At 71.2% G+C, this 1,266-nt stretch carries 1 protein-coding gene; it reads left to right on the forward strand.

Going from position 1 to position 1,266, the window contains the following annotated elements; genetic code table 11:
- Positions 1 to 133: 133 nt before the first annotated feature.
- Entirely contained in the window at positions 134 to 1,255 is a 1,122-nt protein-coding gene (locus GPK42_RS09945; RefSeq protein WP_215694978.1) for an IS110 family RNA-guided transposase, read from the forward strand.
- Positions 1,256 to 1,266: the final 11 nt, after the last annotated feature.

Here is a 1,266-nt window from a genome sequence, read left to right on the forward strand (position 1 = left end):
GTCAGACACTATGACCCAATCCAGGGGCACGGAAACGACAGGAGCCCCCGCTCGTGACCGCGGGTCGGGGCTGCGACAATGTTGTTGAAGTGCCAGAGGCGCAGCCGCGCCGCAACGAGGTTGGGAGGCTCCCGTGCCTAGATATTCTACCGCCTTCGGAATGGACGTACACCTCAGGTCCACCACCGTCTGCGCGCTCGACGCGGAGACGGGCGAGGCCGTGACGAGGAGGTTCCGCGGCAACCCCTGGGGCGAGGTCGCGGAGTGGATGTCGGGCTTCCCCGGCCCGTCGCTCGCCGCCTACGAGAGCGGCTACCTCGGCTTCGCCCCGCAGAGGGAGCTCTCCGGGCTCGGCGTCGACTGCGTCGTCGCGGCCGTCTCCAAGGTCCCGAGGTCGGCGGCAGACCTCTCGTCCAAGAACGACCGCAACGACGCGGCCAGGATGGCCAAGGCGATACTGTCGCACGATATCTCCCCGGTATGGGTGCCGTCCCCCGAGATCGAGGGGCTCAGGGACCTCGCCGGGGCCCACGACGCGGCGACCGCGAGGCTCGCGGCGGCGAAGCAGCGGCTCCTGGCGTTCCTGGCCCGCCGTGGCTACGCCTACGGCGGCACGACGCCGGCCGGAAACCCCCGGAGGTACTGGACGTACGACTTCCTCAGGTGGCTCGACAAGGTCCGGCCCGCCGACGACGGCGGCATCCGGGCGCTTGCGGCGCTGAGGAGCGAGGTCGAGGCGGCCGCCGAGACGCGCGACGACCTCCTCGCCGAGTACAGGGCCGCCGTCGCGGCGGGCCCCCTCTCGGCGGAGGTCGAGGCGCTCCAGTCGATCAAGGGGTGCGGGTTCGCGCTCGCCGCCGCCTTCGCGTCCGAGGTCGGCGACTTCTCGAGGTTCCGCTCCGGCAGGCAGGTGACGTCCTACTTCGGCCTCGCCCCGAAGCAGAGGTCGAGCGCGGACTCCGTGCGCCTCGGCGGGATCAGCGGGGCCGGCAACGCCCTCGTCAGGAGGTTGGCTGTCGAGGGGTCCTGGAGCTACGTCCAAGCGAGCCACCAACCGAAGCTGATGCCCAAGGGCAGCGGCGTCCCGCTCGAGGTAAGGATGCACGGGAGGAAGGGTTCCGAGCGCCTGCTCCGGCGCCGCGAGGAGATGCTCGCCAGGGGCATGCCCCAGGCGAAGGCGAACGCCGCCACCGCCGCCGAGCTCGTGAGGTGGCTGTGGGCCCTCGGCGCGATGTGCCGGGAGGCAACCGAATAGACATAGCCCCC

The sequence above is a fragment of the Collinsella aerofaciens genome (assembly GCF_018785265.1).
In the GTDB taxonomy this organism is placed as follows: domain Bacteria; phylum Actinomycetota; class Coriobacteriia; order Coriobacteriales; family Coriobacteriaceae; genus Collinsella; species Collinsella aerofaciens_AI.